This window comes from Nonomuraea antimicrobica, assembly GCF_039536965.1.
In the GTDB taxonomy this organism is placed as follows: domain Bacteria; phylum Actinomycetota; class Actinomycetes; order Streptosporangiales; family Streptosporangiaceae; genus Nonomuraea; species Nonomuraea antimicrobica.
In genome coordinates this window covers 34205-56386 of the sequence record NZ_BAAAZP010000149.1, presented here as the reverse complement: position 1 = coordinate 56386, position 22182 = coordinate 34205, and the positions used below count along the sequence as shown (strand labels likewise).

22 protein-coding genes and 1 riboswitch are annotated in these 22182 nt (G+C 70.3%); of the genes, 4 read left to right on the top strand and 18 right to left on the bottom strand.

Features of this window, described 5'->3' with window-relative positions; all coding sequences use genetic code 11:
• Positions 1-38: 38 nt before the first annotated feature.
• The 5 genes from ABD844_RS36890 to ABD844_RS36870 all read right to left on the bottom strand — a co-directional run bounded on the left by ABD844_RS36890 (position 39) and on the right by ABD844_RS36870 (position 5853).
• A complete protein-coding gene (locus ABD844_RS36890; RefSeq protein ID WP_344888586.1) occupies positions 39-821 on the bottom strand; it encodes a type III pantothenate kinase in 783 nt (260 codons plus the stop codon).
• A 3-nt stretch (positions 822-824) separates the two neighbouring features.
• Positions 825-3350: an L-aspartate oxidase gene (locus tag ABD844_RS36885; protein ID WP_344888583.1), complete on the bottom strand. Its 2526-nt coding sequence runs from the start codon at positions 3348-3350 to the stop codon at positions 825-827.
• A 122-nt stretch (positions 3351-3472) separates the two neighbouring features.
• Positions 3473-4309, bottom strand: a complete 837-nt coding sequence (gene panC, locus ABD844_RS36880) for a pantoate--beta-alanine ligase (protein ID WP_344888580.1) — start codon at positions 4307-4309, stop codon at positions 3473-3475.
• Positions 4310-4331: 22 nt separating this feature from the next.
• Positions 4332-5222 carry a Rossmann-like and DUF2520 domain-containing protein gene (locus ABD844_RS36875; RefSeq protein ID WP_344888577.1) on the bottom strand — a complete coding sequence of 297 codons (891 nt, stop codon included), beginning with the start codon at positions 5220-5222 and terminating at the stop codon, positions 4332-4334.
• Between the two features lie 403 nt (positions 5223-5625).
• Entirely contained in the window at positions 5626-5853 is a 228-nt protein-coding gene (locus tag ABD844_RS36870; protein WP_344888574.1) for a chaplin family protein, read from the bottom strand.
• 190 nt (positions 5854-6043) lie between these two features.
• Between ABD844_RS36870 and ABD844_RS36865 the strand changes: the two genes are divergently transcribed.
• On the top strand, positions 6044-7006 hold the full coding sequence (locus tag ABD844_RS36865) for an SAM-dependent methyltransferase (RefSeq protein WP_344888571.1): 963 nt from the start codon (positions 6044-6046) through the stop codon (positions 7004-7006).
• Between the two features lie 49 nt (positions 7007-7055).
• On the opposite strand, the gene ABD844_RS36860 is transcribed toward ABD844_RS36865, so the two are convergent.
• Both ABD844_RS36860 and ABD844_RS36855 read right to left on the bottom strand, forming a co-directional pair.
• Positions 7056-8249 carry a cytochrome P450 gene (locus tag ABD844_RS36860; RefSeq protein WP_344888568.1) on the bottom strand — a complete coding sequence of 398 codons (1194 nt, stop codon included), beginning with the start codon at positions 8247-8249 and terminating at the stop codon, positions 7056-7058.
• Positions 8250-8258: 9 nt separating this feature from the next.
• A complete protein-coding gene (locus tag ABD844_RS36855) occupies positions 8259-9017 on the bottom strand; it encodes a TerC family protein (protein WP_344888565.1) in 759 nt (252 codons plus the stop codon).
• Between the two features lie 279 nt (positions 9018-9296).
• Positions 9297-9412, top strand: a riboswitch (SAM riboswitch).
• A 42-nt stretch (positions 9413-9454) separates the two neighbouring features.
• Here ABD844_RS36855 and ABD844_RS36850 point away from each other — a divergent pair.
• Entirely contained in the window at positions 9455-10741 is a 1287-nt protein-coding gene (locus ABD844_RS36850; RefSeq protein ID WP_344888562.1) for an aminotransferase class V-fold PLP-dependent enzyme, read from the top strand.
• 77 nt (positions 10742-10818) lie between these two features.
• Here the strand turns inward: ABD844_RS36850 and ABD844_RS36845 are convergent, their stop codons facing one another.
• Positions 10819-11487: a DoxX family protein gene (locus ABD844_RS36845; protein WP_344888559.1), complete on the bottom strand. Its 669-nt coding sequence runs from the start codon at positions 11485-11487 to the stop codon at positions 10819-10821.
• A gap of 122 nt (positions 11488-11609) precedes the next feature.
• Between ABD844_RS36845 and ABD844_RS36840 the strand changes: the two genes are divergently transcribed.
• Positions 11610-12755 (top strand): NADH-quinone oxidoreductase subunit D, encoded by a 1146-nt coding sequence (locus tag ABD844_RS36840; RefSeq protein WP_344888556.1) that lies wholly within the window; start codon positions 11610-11612, stop codon positions 12753-12755.
• Complete coding sequence (locus tag ABD844_RS36835; RefSeq protein ID WP_344888553.1) at positions 12752-13876, top strand: acyltransferase family protein; 1125 nt, start codon at positions 12752-12754, stop codon at positions 13874-13876. Before ABD844_RS36840 ends, ABD844_RS36835 begins: the two co-directional genes overlap by 4 nt.
• An 18-nt stretch (positions 13877-13894) precedes the next feature.
• On the opposite strand, the gene ABD844_RS36830 is transcribed toward ABD844_RS36835, so the two are convergent.
• The 10 genes from ABD844_RS36830 to ABD844_RS36785 all read right to left on the bottom strand — a co-directional run bounded on the left by ABD844_RS36830 (position 13895) and on the right by ABD844_RS36785 (position 22144).
• The gene (locus ABD844_RS36830; protein WP_344888550.1) at positions 13895-14362 is read right to left on the bottom strand and encodes a DUF3180 domain-containing protein; all 468 of its coding nucleotides are present in this window, start codon (positions 14360-14362) and stop codon (positions 13895-13897) included.
• Positions 14359-14862, bottom strand: a complete 504-nt coding sequence (gene folK, locus ABD844_RS36825; protein ID WP_344888547.1) for a 2-amino-4-hydroxy-6-hydroxymethyldihydropteridine diphosphokinase — start codon at positions 14860-14862, stop codon at positions 14359-14361. Before folK ends, ABD844_RS36830 begins: the two co-directional genes overlap by 4 nt.
• Positions 14859-15224 (bottom strand): dihydroneopterin aldolase, encoded by a 366-nt coding sequence (folB, locus tag ABD844_RS36820; RefSeq protein WP_344888544.1) that lies wholly within the window; start codon positions 15222-15224, stop codon positions 14859-14861. Before folB ends, folK begins: the two co-directional genes overlap by 4 nt.
• The gene (locus tag ABD844_RS36815) at positions 15214-15660 is read right to left on the bottom strand and encodes a nuclear transport factor 2 family protein (RefSeq protein WP_344888541.1); all 447 of its coding nucleotides are present in this window, start codon (positions 15658-15660) and stop codon (positions 15214-15216) included. The genes folB and ABD844_RS36815 overlap by 11 nt, the downstream gene beginning before the upstream one ends.
• Positions 15657-16514 (bottom strand): dihydropteroate synthase, encoded by an 858-nt coding sequence (gene folP, locus ABD844_RS36810; RefSeq protein ID WP_486348546.1) that lies wholly within the window; start codon positions 16512-16514, stop codon positions 15657-15659. Before folP ends, ABD844_RS36815 begins: the two co-directional genes overlap by 4 nt.
• Before the next feature lie 83 nt (positions 16515-16597).
• A complete protein-coding gene (gene folE, locus ABD844_RS36805; protein ID WP_344888538.1) occupies positions 16598-17179 on the bottom strand; it encodes a GTP cyclohydrolase I FolE in 582 nt (193 codons plus the stop codon).
• Positions 17176-19170, bottom strand: coding sequence for an ATP-dependent zinc metalloprotease FtsH (gene ftsH / locus ABD844_RS36800; RefSeq protein ID WP_344888535.1), 1995 nt, complete (start codon positions 19168-19170; stop codon positions 17176-17178). The genes folE and ftsH overlap by 4 nt, the downstream gene beginning before the upstream one ends.
• Positions 19171-19407: 237 nt before the next feature.
• Positions 19408-19959: a hypoxanthine phosphoribosyltransferase gene (gene hpt / locus ABD844_RS36795; RefSeq protein ID WP_344888532.1), complete on the bottom strand. Its 552-nt coding sequence runs from the start codon at positions 19957-19959 to the stop codon at positions 19408-19410.
• 10 nt (positions 19960-19969) lie between these two features.
• A complete protein-coding gene (gene tilS / locus ABD844_RS36790; RefSeq protein ID WP_344888529.1) occupies positions 19970-20971 on the bottom strand; it encodes a tRNA lysidine(34) synthetase TilS in 1002 nt (333 codons plus the stop codon).
• Between the two features lie 96 nt (positions 20972-21067).
• The gene (locus tag ABD844_RS36785) at positions 21068-22144 is read right to left on the bottom strand and encodes a zinc-dependent metalloprotease (RefSeq protein WP_344888526.1); all 1077 of its coding nucleotides are present in this window, start codon (positions 22142-22144) and stop codon (positions 21068-21070) included.
• Between the last annotated feature and the right edge of the window lie 38 nt (positions 22145-22182).

Sequence of the window (22182 nt, the reverse complement as noted above, 5' to 3'; positions counted from 1 at the left end):
GGGGCCGCTCCTCCGTGTGCCGCACACCTCACATGCTGCTACGAGGCGTTCCGGTGGTAGATCAGCCGCAGGCCGATGAGGGTCAGCCACGGCTCGTGCACGTCGATCGAGCGCGACTCGCCCACCACCAGCGCCGCGTGCCCGCCGGTGGCCACCACCGTCACCTCGTCGGGGTCGTCGGCCAGCTCGGCGGCCATGCGCTCGACGATGCCGTCCACCTGGCCCGCGAAGCCGTAGATGATGCCGGCCTGCAGCGCCTCGACGGTGTTCTTGGCGATCACCGAGCGCGGCCTGACCAGCTCGACCTTGTGGAGCTGCGCGCCCGCGGCGGCCAGCGCGTCCACGGAGATCTCGATGCCGGGGGCGGTGACCGCGCCGACGTACTCGCCCTTGGCGGAGACCGCGTCGAACGAGGTCGCGGTGCCGAAGTCGACGATCACGCAGGGGCCGCCGTACTGGTCGATGGCGGCCAGCGCGTTGACGATGCGGTCACTGCCGACCTCTTTGGGGTTGTCCATGCGTACGGGCACCCCGGTGCGGATGCCCGGCTCCACGATCACCGCGGTCACGTCGCCGTAGTAGCGGCGGCACATCTCGCGCATCTCGTTGAGCACGCTCGGCACGGTGGAACAGATGGCGATGCCGTCGATGTCGGCCCCCTTGAGCAGCGGCGACTGTGCCAACAGCCCCTGGAGGACGACCGCGATCTCGTCGGCGGTGCGGCGGGCGTCGGTGGCCAGCCGCCAGTGCTCGATGACGTCCTCGCCTTCGAAGAGCCCCAGCACCGTGTGCGTGTTGCCGACGTCGATCGTGAGCAGCATCAATTACCCCCGCAGATCCAGTGCGATGTCCAGGGCCGGCGCTGAGTGCGTCAGCGATCCCACCGCCAGGTAGTCAACGCCAGTTTCCGCCACATCACGGGCCGATTCCAAGGTCAATCCCCCGCTCGCCTCAAGCGCAACCCTGTTTTTCGCCCGATTTTTCACGACATGTACGGCACGCTTCGTCTCCTCGACCGTGAAGTTGTCGAGCAAGATCAACTCGGCCCCTTCGTCCAGAACGGGATCGAGCTGGTCGAGCCGGTCGATCTCCACCTCGATCGGCAGGTCGGGGTAGCGCTCCCTGACCGCCCTGAACGCCTCGGCCACCCCTCCGGCGGCCACCACGTGGTTGTCCTTGATCAGGGCGGCGTCCGACAGCGACATCCGGTGGTTGACGCCGCCGCCGCAGCGCACCGCGTACTTCTCCAGCGCCCGCAGCCCCGGCAGCGTCTTGCGGCTGTCGCGGACGCGCGCCCGCGTGCCGCTGATCGCCTCGACCCAGCGGCCGGTCAGCGTGGCCACCCCGGACAGGTGCGTGAGCAGGTTGAGCGCGGTCCGCTCGGCGGTCAGCAGGGCCCGCACCGGGCCCTCGACGGTCATCAGCACGTCACCCGCCGCGACCCGCTCGCCGTCCTTGGCCCGCCGCTCGGCCCGAGCCGCCCCCAGCCGGACGAACACCGCCTCGGCCACCGCGAGCCCCGCCACGACGCCGTCCCTGCGGGCCACCACGTCGGCCACGGAACGCTGCCCGGCCGGGATGGTGGCCTGGCTCGTCACGTCGCCGGCCTCCTGCAGATCCTCCTCCAGCGCGCGGTCGATGAGCGCGTCCACCTCGGCCGGGTCCAGCCCGGCGGCCGCGAGCTCCTGCGCCAGTCGCGGCGGCATCGCGTCGCCGTGGGGCGTGTACGTCATGCGAAGGCCCTCCTCCGTCAGGGTCACGTCCAGGTGGCCCAGCCATTCGTTGTCGTCGCGCAGGTCGTGGTCCTCGCGCCAGTGTGAGCCGCGCGTCTCCAGCCGGGCCGCCGCCGCGCCGGTGAGCACGGTGGCGACGGTGAGCAGGTTCGTGGCCTCCCACGACTCCGTGCACGCGGGCACCTCGACCGGGGTCCAGCGGGCGTCGCGCAGCGCCCGCGCGGTGTCGGTCAGGGACTCGCGGCTGCGCAGCACGCTCGCCCCCGTGCTCATGTGGGCCTGGATCCTGGGCCTGCCCCTCGGGTCCACCAGACCCTCCACCTCCTCGCCCGGGACCGGCGCACCCGGCGACGGGCGTACCGCGTGGATGTCCCCCGCGATGCGCTCGGCGAAGACGAGCCCTTCGAGCAGGGAGTTGGAGGCCAACCGGTTCGCGCCGTGCACGCCGGTGCAGGCGACCTCGCCGCAGGCGTACAGGCCCTCGATCGAGGTACGGCCGCGCAGGTCCGTACGGACGCCGCCGCTGGCGTAGTGGGCGGCCGGCGCGACCGGGATCGGCTGCGTGACCGGGTCGACGCCGTGCTCGCGGCAGATCGCGTAGATCGTGGGGAAGCGGGACTCCCACGTGTCGCGCCCGAAGTGACGGCCGTCGAGGAACATGTGGTCGTGCCCGGTCTCGCGCATCCTGCGCACGATGGCCTTGGCCACGACGTCGCGCGGCGCCAGGTCGGCCAGCTCGTGCACGCCGGCCATGAACCGCTCGCCCTCGTGGTCGATCAGGAACGCCCCCTCGCCCCTGACCGCCTCGGAGATCAGCGGCTGGCGGCCCGTCGAGCCCGCGCCGAGCCACAGCACGGTCGGATGGAACTGGACGAACTCGAGATCGCGCACCACCGCCCCCGCCCTGAGCGCGAGGGCCACGCCGTCGCCGGTGGAGACCACGGGATTGGTGGTGGCTGAGTAGACCTGGCCCATGCCGCCGGTGGCCAGCACCACGGCCCTGGCGTGCACCGCGCCCACGCCGTCGCGCGCGCCCTCGCCCATCACGTGCAGGGTCACGCCCCTGGCCCGGCCCTCGGCGTCCTTGAGCAGGTCGAGTACCAGGGCGTGCTCGATCACCTCGATCGCGCCGGCGCGTACCGCCTCGACGAGCGCCCGCTGCACCTCGGCGCCGGTGGCGTCGCCGCCTGCGTGCACGATACGCCGCCGCCGGTGCCCGCCCTCGCGGGTGAGCTGGAGCTCCCCGTCGGGCGTACGGTCGAAGCGGGCGCCGCGGGCCATGAGCCGCCGCAGCGCGCCCGGCCCTTCGGTCACCAGCGTGCGCACCGCCCGTACGTCGCACAGCCCCACCCCGGCGACCAACGTGTCGTTCAGGTGCTCGTCGGGGGTGTCGCGCGGGTCGAGCACGGCCGCGATGCCGCCCTGCGCCCAGCGGGTGGAGCCCGAGGACAGCACGTCCTTGGTGACGACCAGGACCTTGGCCGACGGCTCCAGTTCGGCGTAGCGCAGGGCCGCGGTCAGGCCGGCGATGCCGGAGCCCACGACGACCACGTCCGCCTCGACGGTCCAGCCGGGCGCCGGAGCGGTCAGACGCAGGGGAATCGCCGGTGCACTCATCGGGGGTCTCCTCACTGAGGCGATTTCGTCAACATGACGATAACGCTTGGCGCGGCGCGAACATGCCCCGGGGGTGCTCAGTGCCGAGCGCTCCGCGGTAAGGCGCCCGGCGGTAAGGCGCCTCAGGCGGGATTCAGGGTGAGGGTGACGTTGTCGATCAGGCGCGTGCCGCCCACCCTCGCGGCCACCGCGAGCACGGCCACGCCCCCGAAGTCGTCGCCGACCTCCGTGAACGTGGCCGGGTCGACCAGGGCCAGATAGTCGACGCCGAGGTCGGGCCCGGCCGCGTCGAGCACCTCCTGGGCCGCCGCCCTGATCGTGGCCGCAGTGAACTGGGCCGCGCCCGTACGCAGGGCCCGCGAGAGCGCCAGCGCCACCCGCCGGTCGTCCTCGGAGAGGTAGCGGTTGCGGCTGGACAGGGCCAGGCCGTCGGGCTCGCGTACGGTGGGCACGCCCAGGATCTCGATGGGCAGGTCGAGGTCGGTGACCATGCGGCGGATGAGGGCGAGCTGCTGGGCGTCCTTCTGGCCGAAGACCGCCAGGTCGGGACGTACCAGGTTGAACAGCTTGAGCACCACCGTCAGCACGCCGTCGAAGTGGCCCGGCCGGAACACGCCCTCGACCCTGGCGCCCATCTCGCCGGAGGAGATGCCGACCTGGCGGTCGAGCGCGTACATGTCCTCGGCCGCGGGGTGGAACACCACGTCCACGCCCTCGGTCCGGCACGCGTCCAGATCGGCGTCAAATGTACGGGGATAGCGTGAAAAATCCTCGTTAGGGGTGAACTGCAGGGGGTTGACGAAAACGCTCACCACGACCTGGTCGGCGCGGACCCGAGCCTGCCTGATCAGCGACATGTGGCCCTCGTGGAGCGCGCCCATGGTCGGCACCAGCGCCACCGTTCCAGCACGACGCGCCTTGACCAGGTCTTCCCGGTTCCTGGCGACGATCAGATCCATAACTGCCCTCCGAACGCGACGGTCAGGTCCATATATTGCCCCCCAGCGCATCGAGCAGCCGCTCCGCCTCCTCCGGTTTGAGCAACCCCGCGGCCAGCGCCCGGTCGGCGGTGAGCCGGGCGAGCGCGATGTAGGCGTCGGCGGCCTCGGGGGCCGCCAGGATCAGCGCGTCCACGTGCTTGCGCACAGTGCCGGCGTCACCGCGTACGACAGGGCCGGTCAGCCCCGCGATGCCGAGCCGCAGCACGTTGTCGAGCGCCGCGCCGAGCAGCGGGCCCAGCATCCGGCCCGGGTGCTCGACGCCGATGCCCCGCAGCAGGTCGGACGACTCGGCGATGAGCGTGACCATGTGGTTGGCCGCCCCCGCCAGGGCCGCGTGGTAGAGCGGGCGGTCGGCGTCGGCGATCCACACCGGCTCGCCGCCCATCTCGATCACGAGGGCCTCGGCGACGGGCCGCAGCAGGTCTGGGGCCGTGACTCCGTAGGAGATGCCGGTGAGCTTGTTGAGGTCGTCGTCGCGGCCCGTGAACGTCATCACCGGGTGCAGCGCGAGCGGCAACGCCCCGGCCTGCGCCGCCGGATCGAGCACCGACAGCCCGTACGCCCCACTGGTGTGCACCAGCATCTTGCCCTTGAGGTCGGCCCCCGTGCGGGCCAGCCCGTTGACGAGGTCGGGCAGCGCGTCGTCGGGCACCGTGAGCAGGATGAGCTGGGCCGCCGCCACCACCTCGTCAGGCCGGGACGGCGTGACGCCGAGTCGCTCGGCCGCCCATCGCTGCGAGTTGTCCGACACCCCGCTGGCGGCCACGACCCGGTGCCCGGCCTGCGCGAGCGCGGCGCCGAGAGCCGAGCCGACCTTGCCCGCCCCGAGCACACCGACGGCCAACCGTGCCGGGCGATCGCCTGCGTCCATCACGTCTCACCTCTGTAAACGCGAATGAGAGCCCCACGGAGCGGACCGCCGCCGTGGGTCTCGGTCAGGCACGATTATGCGGCGGCGGCTCGCTGACGCGGTCATCTCGTCCGTATGGCATCGCCGAACAGCGTAACGGCCCCTCGGAGCGGTGAGCGTGACTGGTGTTTTGCCGCGCGTTGAGTTAACGACAAAAGCGACAAGGGCACACAAAGAGTGCACCCCCTGTCGGAAGAGATGAGGAGAGGGGTTCATCGCAAAGGCAGCGGGCGCCGAGTCCCTGATCGAGACCCGACGCCCGCACGATGTGACCTCTTGGAGGTGCGCCGGCTGGTCGCCCGCCGACTGACCAGCTGGGAGAGGAGCCCGGGCCGGCCTGCGCCGACCCGGGCTCTTTCGTTGCTCAGTGGTGGCTGGGCGCGTAAGCCCCAGCGCCTCCCTTGCAGCCTGCGACCGCGACGCCGATGACGGCGACAGCGTTGCCGCAGACGTTGATCGGGGCGACGATCGGGATGTGGAGTTGGTTGCCGGAGATCACGCCACCGGTGCCGTTGGTGATGTCGGCGTGCGCCGGGGCGGCCAGCGACATCATGGCGACTGCTCCGGTGACGACCATGACCTTCTTCAGCACGAGGGCTCCTCTCAGTTTTGCGGCTCGTGCCGCTGGGTGCTTTTGCTCGTGAGCGACCGGCCCCGCCAATTGGGGGTTGGCGCAACGCAATCACTCGCTGACAATATGTAAACGTTACCGCAAGTTGGCGACTTAGGGTAGTCATGCGATGACTATACGTGTCACTCGGAAGTCATGAGATAGTCCTGGCATGTGGCTCACCTGGCGCGCCGCAATGGAGCGCGCGCTGTACGGCGACCAGGGTTTCTACCTCCGCGAACGCCCGTCGGGCCACTTCCGCACCTCGGTCAGCGCCTCGTCGGCCTTCGCCGGCGCGGTGCTGTCGCTGCTCGCGGAGGTGGACGCGGAGCTGGGCGAACCCGGCGCGCTCGACCTGGTCGACATCGGCGCGGGCGAGGGCGCGCTGGTCACCCAGGTGCTGGAGGCCGCCGGGCCCCGGCTGCGCGACCGGCTGCGCGTCACGGCCGTCGACCTCTCCCCCCGGCCGGAGGGGCTGCCCGAGCGGATCGCGTGGTCCAGCACCCTGCCCGGCGAGATCACCGGGCTGGCCATCGCCAACGAGTGGCTCGACAACGTGCCGCTCGACGTGGCCGAGCAGACCCTCGACGGGCCGCGGCTGGTCATGGTCGACGTGCGTACGGGCGAGGAACGCCTCGGCGACCGCCTCCCGCCCGCCGATCGCGAGTGGGTGGCGCGGTGGTGGCCGCTGTGCCGGGTCGGATACCGCGCCGAGATCGGCCGCCCGCGCGACGAGGCGTGGGCCTCGGTCCTCGTGAGCCTGACCAGCGGCCGGGCGATCGCCGTCGACTATGCACACCCTGTGGACAACCGGCCGCTGCACGGCACGCTGACCGGTTACCGCGATGGTGCGGTGGTGGTCCCCGTACCCGACGGGAGCTGCGACATCACGGCGCACGTCGCGCTCGACGCGTGCGCCGAGGCGGGGCGGCGGGCCGGTGCGATATCCACAGGCTTGTCCACACAGCGCGAGGTGCTGCGGCGGCTGGGGCTCACCGGCGCGCGTCCGCCCCTCGACCAGGCCCGCAGTGACCCGCGCGGCTATCTCCGGGCTCTGGCGCGGGCCTCGGAGGAGGCCGAGCTGATCGACGCGTCGGGGCTGGGCGGCTTCGGCTGGCTCGTCCAGACCAAGTGAGCCCGCCTGGACCCGCGGGCGGACGACGCGACGGAACAGGTCACGGGATTCAGGCGGCGGCGGTCAGGTCCAGCGACTGGAGGCCGCGGATGACGAATCCCGGCTTCCACGACGGCTCCTCGCGCGGCTCCAGCGTCCCCGCCCGGTCCAGCAGCGCGCCGAACGACTCCATCAGCTCGATGCGGGCCAGCGGCGCGCCCAGGCAGAAGTGGATCCCGGCGCCGAACGAGATGTGCGGGTTGTCGGGCCGCCCCACGTCCAGCCGGTCGGGGTCCTCGAACACCGCCTCGTCCCGGTTGGCCGAGCCGAAGAGCAGGGCCACCTCCGAGCCGCGCGGGATCCGTACGCCGTGCACCTCGATGTCCTCCAGCACCCAGCGCTCGAACATCTGCAGCGGCGTGTCCCAGCGCATCAGCTCCTCCACCGCCGTGGGCAGCAGGGAACGGTCGGCGCGCAGCCTGGCCAGCTCGCCCGGGTTCCTGAACAGCGACCACCAGCCGTTGCCCGTCACGTTCACGGTGGCCTCGTGACCGGCGTTGAGCAGCAGCACGCAGGTGCCGACGAGTTCGTCCTCGGTCAGCTCGTCGATGCGGGTGAGCGCGCTGATCAGGTCCTCACCCGGGGCGCGGCGGCGCTGGGCGGCCAGGGACTTGAGGTAGCCGGCGAACTCCGACGCCGCGCGTACGGCGGTGTGCTGGGCTTCGGGGGCCGGGTTCAGCTCGTACATGCCGCAGATGTCGGCCGACCAGGGGCGCAGCAGGTGGCGGTCTTGGTCGGGGATGCCGAGCATCTCGGCGATGACGGTCACCGGGAGCGGCTCGGCCACCTCGGCGATCAGATCACCGCCGCCCTTGGCCACGTACGCCTCCACCAGGCCCTCGGCGATGGCCCGGACGCGGGGGCGCAGCGACTCGACCATGCGCGGCGTGAACGCCTTGGAGACCAGCCGGCGCAACCGGGTGTGCACCGGCGGCTCCACGTCGAGCATGCCCGCCCTGATCACGCGCCAGAACGGCTCCTGGAACTCCGGCTCCGGCGGCCTGCCGAACTCCTCGTGCGTGGCCACGTGCAGGTACGAGCGGCCCAGCCGGCGATCTCTGAGCAGCGCGTTCACGTCGGCGTGGCGCGCGATCAGCCACTGGCCCGTCGGCTCGAAGTAGCTGACGGGCGCCGCACGCCTCAACTCGTCGTACACCCGGTACGGGTACGCCACGAAATCCGGATTCCAAGGATCAAAGCCCACTATCGCATCTTAGGAGGATGCTCCGTTGGTTTCGGGAACCTCCTCCGGCTGCTGCTTCGCGTTCCTGCCCCGCATCCGGATGTTGAGCAGTTCCACGATGACCGAGAACGCCATCGCGAAGTAGATGTAGCCCTTCGGGATGTGCTGCTCCAGACCCTCGGCCACCAGCACCACACCGATCAGCACCAGGAACGACAGCGCCAGCATCTTGATGCTCGGGTGGGTGTCCACGAACCTGCTGATCGGCCCGGAGGCGAACAGCATCACCAGCACCGACACCACGACGGCCGCGATCATCACGCCGAGCTGGTCCACCATGCCGACGGCGGTGATGACGGAGTCGAGCGAGAAGACGATGTCCAGCACCATGATCTGCGCGATCACGGAGGCGAAGGAGGCGGCGGCGGCGTTCCTGCCGTTCTTGCCGTGCGGGGCCTCCATGCTGTGGTGGATCTCCGTGACGCTCTTGCCCAGCAGGAACAGGCCGCCGAGCAGCAGGATCAGGTCGCGTCCCGATATCTCGTGACCGAGCACCTCGAACAGCGGCTCGGTGAGCTGCACCACCCAGGACAGGCCCAGCAGCAGGAGCAGGCGGCTGATCAGGGCCGCGGCCAGACCGAGCACCCGTGCCCGGTCCCGCTGTTCCGGTGGCAGCTTTCCGGCGAGGATGGAGATGAAGATGATGTTGTCGATCCCCAGCACGATCTCCAGGGCGACCAGGGTGAAGAAGCCGATCCAGATCTGTGGGTCGGCCACCCAGTCCAGCATCGGGGGTACCTCCATGACTCGGGGCTGACGGGGGTTTCCCGGTAGCAACGAGCCAAGGGCCTCATTAGTTCGCGAAAAATCATGATTCCTGCGGGAGCGCCGATCGGCAGGCGACCTGCGGTACCGACAGTCCACGGGCGATTCCCATGAGCGGACTCCTGGCGCCGCCGCGGCATCCACCAGAACCCGTGGAGCGGACCGCCGCCGTGACATCCGTCACGAGCGACTTCGGGGTGGGAGTGTTATGCGGAGGTTTGTTCTTGGTATAGTCCGCTCGTAGGTCATGAGCGCCAGCGTCAAGCCCCGGCTAGCTGGCCGGCAACCCTCGCGTCCGCGGCGGGGTGCCCCGGGTGAAGACCAGGTCCGCCACGAGGTGTGGCGGGCAAGCGCGGGCTCCGTGGCACTTCCTGGGGTCCGATGACCCAAGGAGCTTCGCCGTGTCCACGCTGACGATCTTCAACTCCACCTCTTCCGCCGAGGCGGACGCGCCCGCGTCCGCGACGAGCCGGCCGATCCCCGCCGTGCTGGGCGCCGACCTCGAGGTGCCGGTCAAGGGCGGCCGGCTGGTCGGGTACGCCAACCTCGACTACGCCGCCAGCGCGCCCTGTCTGGAGCCGGTCAGCGCCGCCGTCACCGCCGCGCTTCCGGCCTACTCCAGCGTCCACCGCGGCGCCGGCTACGCCTCGCAGCTCACCACCGCCCGGTACGAGCAGGCCCGCCACACGGTCAGGGCGTTCGTCGGCGCCCGCCCCGACGACGCCGTGATCTTCACCCGCAACACCACCGACGCCACGAACCTGCTGGCCGGCTGCCTGCCCGCGGGCACCACCACCGTGGTCTTCGACACCGAGCACCACGCCTCCCTGCTGCCCTGGCCGGACGCGGTCCGCCTGGCGCCGCCCGCCTTCCCCGGCGAGGCCGTACGCGCCGCCGACGAGGCGCTGGCCGGGATCGACGGGCCCAAGCTGCTCGTCGTCACCGCCGCCTCGAACGTCACCGGCGAGCTGTGGCCCATCGCCGCCCTGGCCCACATCGCGCACCGGCACGGGGCCCGCATCCTGGTGGACGCGGCGCAGCTCGTACCGCATCGGCCGGTCAACCTGACCGCGCTCGACCTCGACTACGTGGCCTTCTCCGGGCACAAGCTGTACGCCCCCTTCGGCGCGGGCGCGCTGGTCGGGCGGCGTGACTGGCTGGCCGGCGGGGAGCCGTACCTCAAGGGGGGCGGGGCGGTCCGCTCGGTCGGCGAGGACGTCGAGTGGCACGACGACCCCGAGCCGCGGCACGAGGCGGGCACCCCCAACGTGCTGGGCGCCATCGCCCTGGCCGCCGCCTGCGACGCGCTGACCGCCACCGGCTGGACCGAGTTGGTATGCGAGGAGGAGCGGCTGATCGACCGCCTGCGCTCGGGCCTGGCCTCGATCGCGGGCGTACGCGAGCTGTCCCTGTGGGGGGACGATCACCCGCGGGTCGGCATCGTGTCGTTCACCGTGGCCGGGTACTCCGCCCGTGAGGTGGCCGAGGTGCTGTCCGGCGAGCACGGGATCGGGGTGCGCGACGGGAAGTTCTGCGCGCACCCGTTCGTCCGGCACCTGCTGGGCGCCTCCGACGGCGGCTGTGATGACGACACCGCCTCCGCGGTACGGGCCTCGATCGGCATCGGCAGCACGCAGGAGCACGTGGACCGGCTCATCGAGGCGCTGCGGGACCTGGTCGCCCGCTGACAACCCGGGACGGTGGCCGGCTCAGCGGCTCAGCGGCTCAGCGGCTCAGCGGTTCGGCAGCTCAGCGGTTGGGCGGCTCAGCGGTTCGGCGGCTTGTGGTGCTGGGGCGGCTCGTCGGCGACGAGGGCGTCGATCTCCCTCATGTCCTCGTCGTCGAGCCTGCGGGAGGTGGGCGCGGCGGGCTGCCTGGGCACGTCCGGCCGCCTCCCGTGCGTCGTGGCCCCGGCGGTCGTGTCGTCTCCCACCGCCGTGCCGCCCGCAGCGGTCCCGCCCGGCACGTACGCGCCCGGTGGGTACACGACCGGCTCCTCCCCCGCGGCGACCCGCCGTTCGGAACGCCTGCGGAACATCCGGGCGAAAATGCCGTCCACCCCGATGCGCCCGCCGCCCAACGCCAGGAACAGCAGGCAGAGCGCGCCCAGCGCCCCGGTCAGCTCCCAGCCGCCGTTCTCGACCATGACGCCCTTGCCCCCGTGCACGAAAGCGATCGCACCGACCATGGCCAGCAGCAACAACAGCGCCACCGGGCGCACCAGCAACCCCAGGATCAGCAGGACGCCGCCCACGACCTCGACGAGGGTCGTGTACCCGGCGGTCAGCTCGGGCATCGGGATCCCCATGTCCCTGAAGTCCTGCGAGGTGACGCTCTGACCGCCCTGCCACTTCTGCCAGCCGTGGGCCACGAAGATCACGCCCGTCGCGATCCGCGCGATCAAACCCGCGACATCATAAACAACTCTCTTCATGGTGTTTTCTCCCCCGTTCCCGGCTATTACTCCCCGTGTCCGGCTTCGGGATGCGTTTCCCTACCATCTCTTGACCATCCCCCGCGCTGGCTCGCCACCGCCGGCGGTGGCAGCATTGCCATATGACGGAACGTGTGGTCGGAATCGGCGCGGGCGCGAAAGAGCTGGCCACCGAGGACATGATTCTCAACATCGGCCCCCAGCACCCGTCCACCCACGGGGTGCTCAGGCTCCGGCTGACGCTCGACGGCGAGCGCATCGCCACCGCCGAGCCGATCATCGGCTACATGCACCGGGGCGCGGAGAAGTTGTTCGAGGTGCGTGACTACCGTCAGATCATCATGCTCGCCAACCGGCACGACTGGCTCTCCGGCTTCGCGAACGAGCTGGGCGTGGTCATCGCCGCCGAGCGGCTGCTGGGCATGGAGCCGCCGGTGCGGGCCGTGTGGGCGCGTACGCTGCTGGCCGAGCTCAACCGGGTGCTCAACCACCTGATGTTCCTCGGCTCCTACCCGCTCGAACTGGGCGCGATGACGCCGCTGTTCTACGCCTTCAACGAACGCGAGCGCGTCCAGGCCGTCATGGAGGAGATCTCCGGCGGGCGCATGCACTACATGTTCAACCGGGTGGGCGGGCTCAAGGAGGACCTGCCGCTCGGCTGGCTCGACCGGGTGTCGGAGACCGTCGCGGAGACCCGGCGCAGGGTGCCCGACATCGAGAACCTCATCCTGCACAACGAGATCTTCATCGCCCGCACCAAGGGGGTGGGCGTGCTCACCCGTGAGCAGATCATGCAGTACGGCGTCAGCGGCCCCATCGCCCGCGCCTCCGGAGTGGACTTCGACCTGCGGCGCGACGATCCGTACCTGGCCTATCCCGAGCTGCCGGTGACGGTCGTCACGCGCGACGCCGGCGACTGCCACGCCCGCTTCGCGGTCCTGCTCGACCAGCTCAAGGTCTCGCTCGACCTGGCCGACGCCTGCGTCGAACGGCTGCGCTCGCTGCCGCCCGGCCCGATCAACCAGCGGCTGCCGAAGGTGCTCAAGGTGCCGGAGGGCCACACGTACGCGTGGACGGAGAACCCACTCGGCATCAACGGCTACTATCTGGTCTCCAAGGGGGACAAAACGCCGTGGCGGCTCAAGCTGCGCTCGGCTTCCTACAGCAACGTCCAGGTACTGCGCGAGATGCTCCCCGGGCACCTCGTGGCCGACATGGTGGCCATTCTGGGCTCCATGTTCTTCGTGGTGGGGGACATCGACCGGTGAAAGCGGGGGAACGCGACAAATACGTCGACTGGCTGCGAGCACTGAGCCTGATCGTCGTGGTGGTGTGGCACTGGGCCTTCACGATCCTGCAGTGGAAGCCGCACGGCCCCGAGGCCACCAGCCCGCTGGGCTTCACCTCCGGGCTGTGGATCCTGACCTGGCTGCTGCAGGTGCTGCCGCTGTTCTTCTACGTCGGCGGGCACGTGCACCTGCTGTCCTGGCAGCGGGCCAAGGAGAGCGGCGTGGGCATCGGGGCGTTCGTGCTGCGGCGCATGCGGGCGCTGGCATTACCGGCACTGTTCCTGTGCGGGGTGTGGATCATCATCGGTGCGGTGGTGACGTCCACGTTCCACGTGGACTGGATGTGGCGGGTGGTGGTGCTGGTGCTCAGCCCGCTGTGGTTCCTGGCCGTCTACCTGATGCTGATCGCGTTGCTGCCGGTCGCGCTGTGGCTGCACCGGCGCTACGACGTGCTGGCCCTGATCTGGCTCGCCGGCGCGGCCCTGGTGGTCGACGTCGTACGTTTCCGGTACGGCATCGAGGGGGTCGGCTGGTTCAACATGATCATCGTATGGGGGCTGGCCCACCAGGCCGGGTTCTTCTACGACCGGGTCGTTGCGCTGCCCAGGCGCTACGACTTCGCCCTGCTGTGGACGGGGTTGTTCGCCCTGATCGGGCTCGTCTACTCGGGCATCTACCCGGGCTCGATGGTCGGGGTGCCCGGTGACAAGTGGTCGAACATGGCGCCGCCCACGTTCGTGATCGTGGCGCTGCTGCTGTTCCAGATCGGGCTGGTGGAGGTGCTGCGCCCGGCCATGGAACGGGTGCTGGCGCGTCCGCGCTGGGGCCGGGCGAACGACTTCATCAACCGGTACTCACTGCCGCTGTTCCTGTTCCACACCACCGGGATGGCGATCTCGCTGGGACTTTCGTGGTGGTTGTTCGGCACCCTGGGCGACAAGATCCCGCCCGACCTCAAATGGTGGCTGGAGCGGCCGATCGCCATCATCGGCCCCCTCATCTGCACGGCCCCCGTCATCTACCTCTTCGGCCGCCGCACCCCCGTGCGGCGAACACGGGACACGGAAGTCGGCGGGTCCATCAGCTCGGGGCACGGCTGACAGGGAGCGAGACGGGCGCTAGTCGCGCTCGTCGCGCTCGTCGTGCTCGTCGCGCCCCTTGGGGATGCGGCAGGAGTGCTCCAGGTAGAGGGCGGCGCAGACCAGCGCGACACACGACACGAACGAGCCCGCCGCCACGAAGAACTCGCCACGCGGCGTCGCCCTGTCGAGCATCTGCACCGTGTAGAGGGCGAACCCGGCGAAGATGCCGCCGAACAGCGCCCCCGCGTACGCCGACGCCTTCGCCAGCGCCGCCAGCCGGGCCACCGACAGCGGCTCCACCGGCTTGGTGTGCGGCTTGCGCGCGATCCTCGCCTTGGTCGCCCAGCCGCTGTACGCCTCGCCGAGGGCCAGCAGCAGCACCGTGGGGATCGCGGTCCACGGCATGACCGGCAGACCCGAGTAGACCGGCCTGATCGCCGCCCAGGTCAGCAGGGCCACGACGACGAGGATGCCGACCAGGGGGCCGGGGTGGGTGGGCTTCAATCGGGCCTCTGCAGCTTCAGGTCGGGGCGCAGGTGTATCCCATGCCTGTCGAGCCCCTCCAGCAACTCCGACACCAGACCGCGCCCGGGCACCACGCCCTCGGGGTCGGCCATCGACCAGGGCACGAGCACGAACGCGCGCTCGTGGCACCGGGGGTGCGGCAGCGTGAGGTCGGGGTCGTCGCAGACGGTCTCGCCCACCACGATCAGGTCGATGTCGAGGGTACGCGGCCCCCAGTGCTCCACGCGTACGCGGCCGAAGGCGTTTTCCACGCCCTGCACCCGCTCCAGCAGCGTACGCGGCTCCAGCGTGGTCTCGGCGACCACGATCGCGTTGAGGTAGGGACGCTGCCCGCCGGGCCCGCCCACCGGTTCGGTCTCGTAGACGGGCGACGCCTTGACGAACTCGAGCCCGGGGGCGTCGAACAGGGTGTCCACGGCCTCCTGCAGCGTACGGAAGCGGTGGCCCAGGTTGCTGCCGAGAGAGAGCACGACCTTCATGCGCGGCTCCGCTCGATGGTCACGATCACGTCGTCGAACGGCAGCGGGATCGGCGCCGCCGGCTTGTGCACGCTCACCTCGACCTTGTGCACCAGCTCGCTGGCCAGGCACACGTCGGCCAGGCGCTGCGCGAGCGTCTCGATCAGCTCGACCGGCTCGCCCGCCACCACCTCGGTCAGCGCCTGCGCCAGCTCCCCGTAGTGGACGGTCTTGGTCAGGTCGTCGCCGGCCGCGGCCGGGGCGGTGTCGAGGAACAGCGTCGCGTCCACCACGAACTCCTGGCCCAGCTCCCGCTCGGCGGCGAGCACACCGTGCCGGCCGCGGGCGCGCAGGCCCTTGAGAGCGATGCGATCAAGGCTCAAGCTCGCTGTCCTCCTCCTCTTCGTCGTCTCCCTGGAGCACCGGCGAGCCGTGGTGCATCCACAGCCGCCAGCCCTGCGGGGTGCGGATGTAGACGTTGCTGGCCACCACCTTGCCCGCGGCGAAGCTGGCCTCACCCTCCTCCCCCGCGGTCAGGATGTTCTCCACACAGGTGAGGACCGCCACGTCACCCAGCACGGTAGTGCTGACGTCGGTCAGCACGAACTGGATGTAGGTGGTGTTGGCCATGATCAGGGCCCACGACCGCAGCACCTCGGACCGGCCGGTCAGCATCGTCCAGCCCGGATGGACGCAGCTCACCTGGTCGTCCGCGGAGTCTTCGGCCCAGATCTCGGTCATCTTGTCGAGATCACCGCTCTCGATCGCGGCGTAGAACTCCTGGTTGACCGTCTCGATGGCGGCGGTGTCGACGCTCATGTGCCAGCTCCGGCTCTCTTCCATGCGGCGGCCACGCGCACGGCATCGGCGTTGGGACCTACTTCGTGCACGCGTACGCACCAGGCTCCGGCGTGCGCGGCCAGCGCGGTCACGGCGAGCGTGGCGTCGTCGCTGCGGCTGAACGGCCGCGGCGTGCCGTCGGGACCGGCCAGCAGCCGGCCCAGGAAACGTTTGCGGGAAGCCCCGATGAGCAGGGGATAGCCCAGCTCGGCCAGGCGCGGGATGCCGGCCATCAGGGCCCAGTTGTGCTCGGCGTTCTTGGCGAAGCCGAGGCCGGGGTCGAGCACGATCTGCTCCTCCGCGACGCCTTCGGCCAGCACCAGGTCGACCCGCTTGGCCAGCTCTTCACACACCTCGGTGACCACGTCGGCGTAGACCGCGCGAGAGTACATGTCGTGGCTGTGCCCGCGCCAGTGCATCACGACGTAGGGAACGCCGGTCGCGGCCACCACGCGGGGCATCTCGGGGTCGGCCAGGCCGCCGCTCACGTCGTTGACGAGCCGCGCGCCCGCCTCGACGGCGGCCTTGGCGACCTCGGCGCGCATGGTGTCGACGCTGACCGGCACCCCCTCGGCGTGCAGCGCCCTGATCACCGGGACGACCCTGGCCAGCTCTTCCTCCAGAGACACCCTGGCCGCGCCGGGACGGGTGGACTCGCCGCCCACGTCGACCAGGTCGGCGCCCTCCCGCACCAGGTCAAGCCCGTGCTGGATGGCGATCGCCGGGTCGAACCACAGCCCGCCGTCGGAGAACGAGTCGGGCGTCACATTGACCACGCCCATGACGAGGCACCGCTCCGCACCTCCCGGCGCGTTGATGGGCACGCTAGTCATGGGCCAAGCCTAGGCGCTTCCCCACACCTGCTGACATCGTGGGTACCCCGTTCGGTCTTCGGCGGGCACGTGGACGGGGCTCTTCAGCGGCCGGCCAGGATGAGCGCCATGGCCTCGGAGCGGGTCTTGTCGCTGGTGCGGAAGTCGCCGCGGACGGCCGAGGTGACCGTCTTGGCGCCCGGCTTGCGTACGCCGCGCATCGTCATGCACAGGTGCTCGGCCTCGACGACCACGATGACCCCGCGGGGCTCCAGGACCCGCATGAGCGAGTCGGCGATCTGGGAGGTCATGCGCTCCTGCACCTGGGGGCGACGGGCGAAGATGTCGACCAGGCGGGCCAGCTTGGACAAGCCGGTGATCTGGCCCTTCTCGTTGGGGATGTAGCCCACGTGGGCCAGCCCGTGGAACGGGACGAGGTGGTGCTCGCAGTTGGAGTAGACCTCGATGTCGCGGACGAGCACCATCTCGTCGTGATCGACGTCGAAGACCTTGTTGAGCACGTCTTCCGGCGCCTGGCCGAGCCCGGAATACTGCTCGGCCATGGCGCGGGCGACCCGGGCGGGGGTCTCGATCAGGCCGTCACGGTCGGGATCCTCGCCGATGGCGTAGAGGATCTCGCGTACGGCCTTCTCGATCCGCCCGAAGTCGACGTCGTGCTGTGTCACGCACTGTCCCCTGACGGCAGCGCGTCCTGGTGACCCGAGGTGAGCGAGCCGTTGGCCGACTGCTCCTTCGGCGTCAGGATCGGCGGACGGTCGGAGGGCAGCCGCTTGCCGTAGCCCGCGTAGGACGGGCGGTGCGCCTTGATGACCACCGGGGCGAAGATCTGCAGCACCTGATCGCGGGAGAGGGTCTCCTTCTCCATGAGCTCCAGCACCAGGTTGTCGAGCACGTCGCGGTATTCGACCAGGATGTCCCAGGCCTGGTCGTGCGCCGTCTCGATCATCCGGCGGACCTCCTCGTCAATCGTGGAGGCGATCTTCTCGGAGTAGTCGCGCTCGTGGCCCATCTCGCGGCCCAAAAAGACCTCGGCCTGCCCGGAGCCGAACTTACGGGCGCCGAGCTGCTCGCTCATGCCGTATTCGGTCACCATGCGGCGGGCGACGGCCGTGGCCTTCTCGATGTCGTTGGAGGCGCCGGTGGTGGGCTCGTGGAAGACGAGCTCCTCCGCCGCGCGACCGCCGAGCAGCATCGCGAGCTGGTCCATCATCTCCGACCTGGTGGCCAGGAACTTGTCCTCCATCGGCAGCGTCATCGTGTAGCCGAGCGCGCGCCCACGGGACAGGATCGTGATCTTGTGGACCGGGTCGGAGTTCGGCAGCGCGTGCGCCACCAGCGCGTGACCGCCCTCGTGGTAGGCGATCATCTTCTTCTCCTTGTCGGACATGACCCGCGTCTTGCGCTCGGGCCCTGCCATGACACGGTCGATCGCCTCCTCGAGGACGTCCATCGTGATCAGCTTCTGGTCGGCCCGCGCGGTGAGCAGGGCCGCCTCGTTGATCACGTTGGCCAGGTCGGCGCCGGTGAACCCGGGGGTGCGGCGGGCGATCACGTCGAGGTCGACGTCGGGTGAGAACGGCTTGCCGCGGCCGTGCACCTTGAGGATGCCCTTGCGGCCCTCGAGGTCGGGACGGTCGACGGTGACCTGCCGGTCGAACCGGCCGGGACGCAGCAGCGCCGGGTCGAGGATGTCGGGCCGGTTGGTCGCGGCGATGAGGATCACGCCGCCCTTGACGTCGAAGCCGTCCATCTCGACGAGCAACTGGTTGAGCGTCTGCTCGCGCTCGTCGTGACCGCCGCCCAGGCCGGCCCCGCGGTGGCGGCCGACGGCATCGATCTCGTCGATGAAGATGATCGCCGGGGCGTTGGCCTTCGCCTGCTCGAACAGGTCGCGAACGCGCGAGGCGCCGACGCCGACGAACATCTCGACGAAGTCGGAACCGGAGATCGAGTAGAACGGCACACCGGCCTCACCGGCGACGGCACGGGCCAGCAGCGTCTTGCCTGTGCCGGGCGGGCCGTAGAGCAGCACGCCCTTGGGGATCTTGGCGCCGATCGCCTGGAACTTGGCCGGGGCCTGCAGGAACTCCTTGATCTCCTGGAGCTCCTCGATGGCCTCGTCGGCGCCCGCGACGTCGGCGAAGGTGGTCTTGGGGGTGTCTTTCGTGATGAGCTTGGCCTTCGACTTGCCGAAGTTCATCACCCGCGAGCCGCCGCCCTGCATCTGGTTCATGATGAACAGGAAGATCAGCACGATGATGACGATCGGCAGGAGGCTCACGAGCAGGCTCAGCAGGACGTTTTCCTGCGGCACCTCGGTCGTGAAGCTCTTGGTCTTGCCCGCGTCGACCTGAGCCTGCAGCTCATCGGTCAGCTTGCTGCCGTAGCCCGTGACCCAGTCGGACTGGATGAGCTTGGTCGGGGTGTCGCCGGGCTTGACCGGGACCGGGTTGACCAGCGTCACCTCGATCCGGTTGTCCTTGTCGACAATCTTGGCGTTGCTGACGTTTCCGGCGCGAATCTGCTGAAGGACCAAGGACGTGTCGGCCGACTTATAGTTTCCGCCGCCACTCCACAACTGGGTGACGAGGAGGAGCAGCACGACGATGCCCAGGATCCACAGCAGTGGCCCACGTGTAAATCGCTTGAGATCCATCCGATGCGGAACCCCTTGCGGGCCCGTCCCTTCCTGACCATGGCCTGGAACCCCGGGCACGCCCGGGGCCGCGGCATCCGACCGCGACTTCTGACTACCCGAAGGGGACGCGCGGTCACCCTCCCGGAGTCTGAAGGTACACCGGCACAGCGCACGGAGGGACCCGCCCGCTACACCGGTCTTGCCCTATCAACGTACGTCACGATGCGCGATGTTCCCGGCCATGGCGGGGAGAAGCTACTTGTAAACGTGCGGGGCGAGCGTGCCGATGAAGGGCAGGTTGCGGTATCGCTCGGCATAGTCGAGCCCATAACCGATGACGAACTCGCTGGGAATGTCGAAGCCCACGTATTTGACGTCGATCGGCACCTTCACCGCGTCGGGTTTCCGCAGCGCGGTGCAGATCTCCAGGGACGCGGGATTGCGCGACTTCAGGTTTTCCAGCAGCCAGTGCAGGGTCAGGCCGGAGTCGATGATGTCCTCGACGATCAGCACGTGACGATTCAGGATGTCGGTGTCGAGGTCTTTCAACACGCGTACGACACCGGACGACTTGGTGCCCGCGCCGTACGACGACACCGCCATCCAGTCCATCTGCACCGGCACGTGCAACGCCCTGGCCAGGTCGGCCATCACCATGACGGCGCCCTTCAGCACGCCCACGAGCAGGAGCTCCTCGCCCGCGTAATCCTCGTCTATCCGCCCGGCAAGCTCTTTGATCTTGGCCTGGAGCTCGTCCTCGGGAATGAGCACTTTTTCCAGGTCATTGCCCATGTCGGCAGCGTCCACCTGTGGTTCCTTACGGGATGGGACTGATGGCGAATATCAGGGTGCCATACCGGCGGATCGCGGACAGACCCCCGGGCAGGTCCACGGCTTTCTGCCCGTGCCAGTGCGTGACCAGCCGGTCCACGGCCAGTACGTGGCCTGCGGACAGGGCTCCGGACGGCGCACCGGCGACGATCGCCGCACGCCGCAGCACCCGCCGCCTGACGGCGTCGGGCAGCTTCTCCACTTCGGCCACCGACAGCCGTACCGACGCGCCGATATCGCTAAGAGCGCAATCCTGGTACGCCGATTCGGCCCACTGATCGAGGGCGTCCGCGTCCTGTCGCGCCAGCGCGGCCGTTCTCGCGAGCGCCTCGGCCACTCCGGGGCCGAGCTCCTCCTCCAGCACGGGGAGCACCTTCCCGCGCACGCGCACTCTCGTGTAACGGGAGTCCTCGTTGTGCGGGTCGTCCCACGGGGTGAGCCCCTGGGCCCGGCAGGCGGCCACGGTGGTGGACCGGGGGAGGCCGAGCAGCGGCCGCCGGTAGCGGCCGGCGACGGGCGCCATGCCCGACAGCGACCGCGGGCCGCTGCCCCTGGCCAGGCCGAGCAGCACGGTCTCGGCCTGGTCGTCACGGGTGTGGCCGAGCAGCACGACCTCCGCTCGCAGCCGGTCGGCGGCCCGCGCGAGCGCCGTGTACCTGGCCTCGCGCGCCGCCGCCTCTGGGCCGCCCGCCGTGCCCACCGTGACGGTGAGCACCTCGGCCGGGGTCAGGCCCAGCTCGGTCGCCAGGGCGGCCACGGTCTGGGCCCGCTGGTCCGAGCCGGGCTGGAGCTGGTGGTCGACGGTCAGGAGCCCGGCACGCAGGCGCATGCGGGGCGCGACGAAGGCCAGCGCGGCGGCCAGGGCCAGCGAGTCGGCCCCGCCGCTGCAGGCGGCCAGCACCAGCGCGCCCTCGGGGACGTCGGCCAGCGCCTCCCGCACGGCGCGGCGGACGTCGGCTACGGCTGGCTGAGGGCCCACGGGTGCCATTGTCGCGGCTCACCCCACCCCACCGCCAACACGCGGCCCCTGTCGCGGACCTGAGCGATCGAGGCGCCGTGGTCGGGCTGGTGGTCGGGCGGGTGGTCAGGCGGGGAGGGCGGGGGTGCCGATCACGCGGCGGACCCAGGCGTCCGGGTCGGCGATCTCGGGGGTCGTCGGCAGGGTCTCCGGTGACGTCCAGACCTTGTTGAAGCCGTCCATGCCCACGCGGTCGACCACGGTCCGCACGAACGCCGACCCCTCCGCGTACTGCTTCATCTTGACCTCGATGCCCAGCAGCCGCCGCACCGTGCGGTCGAGGCGGGAGCCGCCCTCGCGGCGCTGGGCGAACTTGGCGCGGATGTCGGCCACCGAGGGCACCACGGACGGGCCCACCGCGTCCATGACGTAGTCGCCGTGGCCCTCCACGAGGGTCATCACGGCGGTCAGGCGGTCGAGGATCTCCTTCTGGCCCGGCGACTGGATGGCGTCGATCAGGTTGCCCTCGCCGCCGCGCACCACGTCGGCCACCGTGTCGGCGGCGTTGCGCAGGCGTTCGAGCAGGGTGGGCAGGTCGAGGTCGGAGGCGAGCAGGAACTCGGTCATCTGCGAGCGCACGTATTCGCGCAGCCACGTCACGCCCGTGAACTGCACCCGGTGCGTCTCCTCGTGGAGGCAGACCCACAGGCGGAAGTCGTGGGGGTGGACGCCCATCTCGCGCTCGGCGTGGACGATGTTGGGCGCGACGAGGGTCAGCCGCCCGGCCGCCTCCTGCCCCGTGGGGTCGGGGGGGAGGAACAGCTCGTACTGCCCGAGCACGCGGGAGGCGAGGAAGGCCAGCACGGCCCCGACCTCGACGCCCGTGATGCGCGAGCCCACGGCCGTGACGATGGCCGGCGGCTGGTTGGGGCCGCTGCCCATGCGCTGCGTGAGCGGCTCGAGCACCACGCGGAAGCCCTCGACGTTGGCCTTGATCCAGCCGGGCCGGTCGACGATGGTCGCGGGCTGCGGCGCGGTCTCCGTATGGATCTTGGTGAACTGGCGCACGTGGCCCTCGGCCTCACGCGACAGGGTGCGGAGCTCGGTGACGGCCGCTCTGGCCTCCTCCCGGCTCACCTGAGGGCCGGGGCGCACCAGGCGCGTGCCGGTCGTGACGGCCAGATCCCAGTCGATCACCTGCATAACGTCCACCGTACGTGGTTCTCGCCGGGGCCGCGAAG

Bases quoted from the DNA above. Each gene is read 5' to 3' on its own strand.
- ABD844_RS36815 (WP_344888541.1), bottom strand. From the start codon at position 15,660: ATGAGCGTCGACACCGCCGCCATCGAGACGGTCAACCAGGAGTTCTAC.
- panC (WP_344888580.1), bottom strand. From the start codon at position 4,309: ATGGATCTGATCGTCGCCAGGAACCGGGAAGACCTGGTCAAGGCGCGT.
- folP (WP_486348546.1), bottom strand. From the start codon at position 16,514: ATGACTAGCGTGCCCATCAACGCGCCGGGAGGTGCGGAGCGGTGCCTC.
- ftsH (WP_344888535.1), bottom strand. From the start codon at position 19,170: ATGGATCTCAAGCGATTTACACGTGGGCCACTGCTGTGGATCCTGGGC.
- tilS (WP_344888529.1), bottom strand. From the start codon at position 20,971: ATGGCACCCGTGGGCCCTCAGCCAGCCGTAGCCGACGTCCGCCGCGCC.
- ABD844_RS36885 (WP_344888583.1), bottom strand. From the start codon at position 3,350: ATGAGTGCACCGGCGATTCCCCTGCGTCTGACCGCTCCGGCGCCCGGC.
- ABD844_RS36785 (WP_344888526.1), bottom strand. From the start codon at position 22,144: ATGCAGGTGATCGACTGGGATCTGGCCGTCACGACCGGCACGCGCCTG.
- ABD844_RS36865 (WP_344888571.1), top strand. From the start codon at position 6,044: ATGTGGCTCACCTGGCGCGCCGCAATGGAGCGCGCGCTGTACGGCGAC.
- ABD844_RS36840 (WP_344888556.1), top strand. From the start codon at position 11,610: ATGACGGAACGTGTGGTCGGAATCGGCGCGGGCGCGAAAGAGCTGGCC.
- ABD844_RS36845 (WP_344888559.1), bottom strand. From the start codon at position 11,487: ATGAAGAGAGTTGTTTATGATGTCGCGGGTTTGATCGCGCGGATCGCG.
- ABD844_RS36855 (WP_344888565.1), bottom strand. From the start codon at position 9,017: ATGCTGGACTGGGTGGCCGACCCACAGATCTGGATCGGCTTCTTCACC.
- ABD844_RS36875 (WP_344888577.1), bottom strand. From the start codon at position 5,222: ATGGACGCAGGCGATCGCCCGGCACGGTTGGCCGTCGGTGTGCTCGGG.
- folK (WP_344888547.1), bottom strand. From the start codon at position 14,862: ATGAAGGTCGTGCTCTCTCTCGGCAGCAACCTGGGCCACCGCTTCCGT.
- ABD844_RS36890 (WP_344888586.1), bottom strand. From the start codon at position 821: ATGCTGCTCACGATCGACGTCGGCAACACGCACACGGTGCTGGGGCTC.